The organism is Rhodothermales bacterium, assembly GCA_013002345.1.
Classification (GTDB): Bacteria; Bacteroidota; Rhodothermia; order Rhodothermales; family JABDKH01; genus JABDKH01.
This window is the reverse complement of record JABDKH010000356.1, coordinates 1-3,493: the sequence shown is the minus strand read 5'-3', so window position 1 is coordinate 3,493 and position 3,493 is coordinate 1. Positions and strand designations below refer to the sequence as shown.

Here is a 3,493-nt window from a genome sequence, read left to right as displayed (position 1 = left end):
CTCGTCGCCGAAACGGACGACATGATTCGGACAGTGATGCGGCATCGTATTCAGAAGCACGGAGCCGTCGTCGTCGAGGCCTCAGACGGAATGGAGGTTGTGGGTGTTGCTCAGGCTACTCAATTTGACCTCGTAGTCATTTCCGCGACGCTTCCGGGACTGGACGGTTTCGAGGTAATCTCGTGGCTGCGTGAAAGCCAACACGGCGCATACGTGCCAGTCATGATGACAGCGTGGCCTGGAGATACGTCGGACATGTCGCGCGCGTTCGAAACGGGGGCCGACGATTTTCTTCGGAAACCTTTTTCGCCTGCAGAAATGATCGCGCGGCTCAAGCGTCTTCTGTCAAAGTCCGAACCAAGAGGCGGAAATGGAGATTCGTCATGACTCCTCCGGCACTGTTTTCTGGAGATGACGGGACCGTCCTGCTGATCCTGTCGGCAGCTGTAGCAGCAATCACGATAGTGGTCTTCTTCTTTGCGGGAATGTCGATTGTTGTTCGGGCCGTGAGCAATCGGAGAGACAGGAGGCAGTCCAGACTGCGCGACTTCTGGATGGAGCCTGTGCTGGACGCACTCGCCGATCCAGATCACTCTCCATTCAGACACAACATCTTGCGCAAAGACCGTCTGCTGTTTCTGGAAATGCTTGCGCAGTTGTCCGTCACGCTCGCTCGTGAAGATCGCGAGCAACTTGTAGCAATCGCAAGACCATACATGGAAACCGCGCGTGCACTCCGGAAGGACCGAGACGCCGAGTTTCGTGCCCTCAGCGTACAGCTTCTTGGCCTTCTCGGCTCGGAAGAGCATCGAGGTCTGCTGATCGTCTCTATGTGGGATCCCTCGCCGCTGGTTGCTCTGGCCGCGATCAGAGCCCTTTCACGAGCCAGGGGCCCGGACGATATCGAACTTGTCTTCAGGGAGTTGCCCAGGTTCGAGAAATGGGGTTCGAATTTGCTGTCGACGCTGTTGGCCTCGTTCGGAAATCGAGGCGTCGACCACCTGCGCGAGGTCATGGCCGATGACGGGCGGCGCGAACGGGACAGGGTTGCCGCAGCAGGAGCGCTGCTTAAACTGAATGACTATGAGTCGTCCGGTATTGCGCAGACAATTCTCCAGGCGTCACCGGGGCGTGAACTCGGCGCCGTGTGCCTCCGGCTGATCAAGCGACTCGGGCGGCCGGTCCAGGCCGGTCTTCTCGAGCATCTTGCATCGTCGGACGATCCGGTTATTCGGTTGCATGCCGTCAGTGCCCTCGCAGCTATCGGCGGAGACGAGAACGTAGACGTGCTGACCATGGCGTTGTGCGATCCCTCGCAATGGGTGGCGATGCGAGCATCGCAGGGATTAAAGGACATGAACAGATTGGACCGTCTCCAGGCGTTGGCAGAGATGAACCATCCTCGTGCCCGGCTTGTCCGCGAGTACTTGAGGGAGGGCGTTGCGAATGCGTGATTTCCTCGAAATCATCAACTACGTCTTCATCTTCTACTTCGTGCTGTTGAACGGGAGCTATCTGGTGATGAGCGTCATCGCGATCCGCACGCTCGTCCGGTACGCCCGTCGCAAGCGACTCCTTCACCTCCAGGAACAGACGGCTTCCGGTACCGCTCCGCCAATTGCGATCATTGCACCCATGTACAATGAGGAAGCAGTGTGCGCCGTGTCTGTGCGGTCGCTACTCGGTCTGCGGTACCCATCATATGGCGTCATTCTTGTCAACGATGGATCGACCGACAATACGCTCGAGCATCTGATCCGTGCGTTCGAATTCGTTCCGGTCGACATCATGCCGACGGCAAGCATTCCGACCGCTGAGATCAAGACGGTCTACAGGAGCGTCGATCAAAAACGACTATGGCTAATTGACAAGAAAAACGGGGGAAAGGCAGATGCACTGAACGCCGGCATCAACTACTGCCGCGCGCCGCTGTTCTGTGCCATCGACGCGGACACTCTGCTTGAGAGCGACGGGCTAATGCGAGTTGTCCAGCCATTCCTGGAGGACTCCGACGTTATCGCCTCGGGTGGCATTGTCCGGATCGTTAACAACTGCACGGTGGCGTCGGGACAGGTGGTCGATGTGCGTCTGCCAACGAACGAGCTTGCGCGGCTTCAGGTGACAGAGTATCTGAGGGCGTTTCTGAGCGGTCGTGTCGCCTGGGACGTGCTTCAAATGGTCGTCATTATTTCCGGGGCCTTTGGGTTGTTTCGACGCTCAGTTGTGATCGATGCCGGCGGCTTCTCCACAGACACCATTGGCGAAGACATGGAACTGATTGTCCGACTCCATCGGCATTGTCGTGAGAAGCGCATCCCGTACAAGATTCGATACATCCCGGACCCGGTCGCATGGACGGAGGCGCCCGAGTCTATGCGTGTGCTCGGTCGTCAGCGAGATCGTTGGCAGCGAGGTCTTGCGCAGGTCCTGGTCGCCAACATTGGCATGGTCTTGAATCCGCGCTATGGAAGAATTGGCATGCTGGCGTTGCCGTACTTCTTCGTGTTTGAGTTGCTCGGGCCGATCCTCGAAATTTTCGGCTACGGACTGTTTGTTTTCTCGATGCTGATAGGCGCGATTTCGGCTCCGGTCGCCATTGCCTTCTTCATGGTTGCCTTCGTGCTCGGTGTGGCTCTTTCCCTTGCGGCCGTAACGCTTGAGGAGCTCTCGTTCAGGCGCTACAGTAGTTACCGTGATCTGTTCGGACTATTCCGTCTCGCGATCACCGAGAATTTCGGATACCGGCAATTGAACACATTCTGGCGAGTGAAGGGATTGTGGTCGTTCGCCCGTGGCAAGACAGGCTGGGGCGAGATGACAAGAAAGGGCTTTGCCACAAGTCAATAAATCATCATGACGCGTTCAGTGATCGGTTCTTTCGCTATCGTTCTCGTTGGTTGGCTAGCGTGCCAGTCTGCTCAATCGGTTGCAGGCGGAAACGTAGCCAACGACTCTACTTCAACGGTTGGCATTGACGAGCCGCAACCCGCTCACGCGGAGTGGTCGACGTCGGCCGTCCACGTGTTCTCCCGATTCTCTTCAGATCGTCCCGCGTGGCGCACGGACGCGGTTGCCGTTAGACGCCATGTTCCACGCCGATCAACATACTCCGTGGAGCTCGGGCTGGTCGGACGCCATGGCGAAGACGACCCGTTCCTTGCGCTGGATATGTACCGAAATTTCGGATCCCGAACCTACGGTAATCTGCGACTTGGTGTGTCGCCGGGAGCCCGGGTTATTCCTCGATCAGATATCTTCCTTGAGGCCTTTCATTCTCCCGGAAACGGCTGGGAATTTTCGGCCGGCTACAGGAGGGCGGACTACGTCAATTCCGGAGCGAACACGTGGCTCGTGGGAGCTGGCAAGTACATCGGCAACTGGTATCTGCGGGCGAGGCAAAGTGCGACGCAGGTCGAGGGTTCGATGGGCTACGCCTTACTCGGTACCGTACGGCGTTACTTCGGTGCGTCCGATGAGTTCGTGGGTCTCGCTG

General features: G+C 57.7%; 4 protein-coding genes. All 4 read left to right on the top strand.

All coding sequences use genetic code 11. From position 1 onward, the window contains the following. The coding region (locus HKN37_16740) for a response regulator transcription factor (protein NNE48301.1) at positions 1 to 387 on the top strand (387 nt) is incomplete at its 5' end. Beyond that, entirely contained in the window at positions 384 to 1,454 is a 1,071-nt protein-coding gene (locus HKN37_16735; GenBank protein ID NNE48300.1) for a hypothetical protein, read from the top strand. The genes HKN37_16740 and HKN37_16735, both read left to right, overlap by 4 nt. Then, positions 1,447 to 2,847, top strand: a complete 1,401-nt coding sequence (locus HKN37_16730) for a glycosyltransferase (GenBank protein NNE48299.1) — start codon at positions 1,447 to 1,449, stop codon at positions 2,845 to 2,847. Before HKN37_16735 ends, HKN37_16730 begins: the two co-directional genes overlap by 8 nt. A 6-nt stretch (positions 2,848 to 2,853) precedes the next feature. Next, positions 2,854 to 3,493, top strand: a 640-nt coding sequence (gene yaiO, locus HKN37_16725) for a YaiO family outer membrane beta-barrel protein (protein NNE48298.1), incomplete at its 3' end; no start/stop codon positions are given.

Excerpts from the sequence above, each read along its gene's own strand:
- HKN37_16730 (NNE48299.1), top strand. The coding sequence starts at position 1,447 with ATGCGTGATTTCCTCGAAATCATCAACTACGTCTTCATCTTCTACTTC.
- HKN37_16735 (NNE48300.1), top strand. The coding sequence starts at position 384 with ATGACTCCTCCGGCACTGTTTTCTGGAGATGACGGGACCGTCCTGCTG.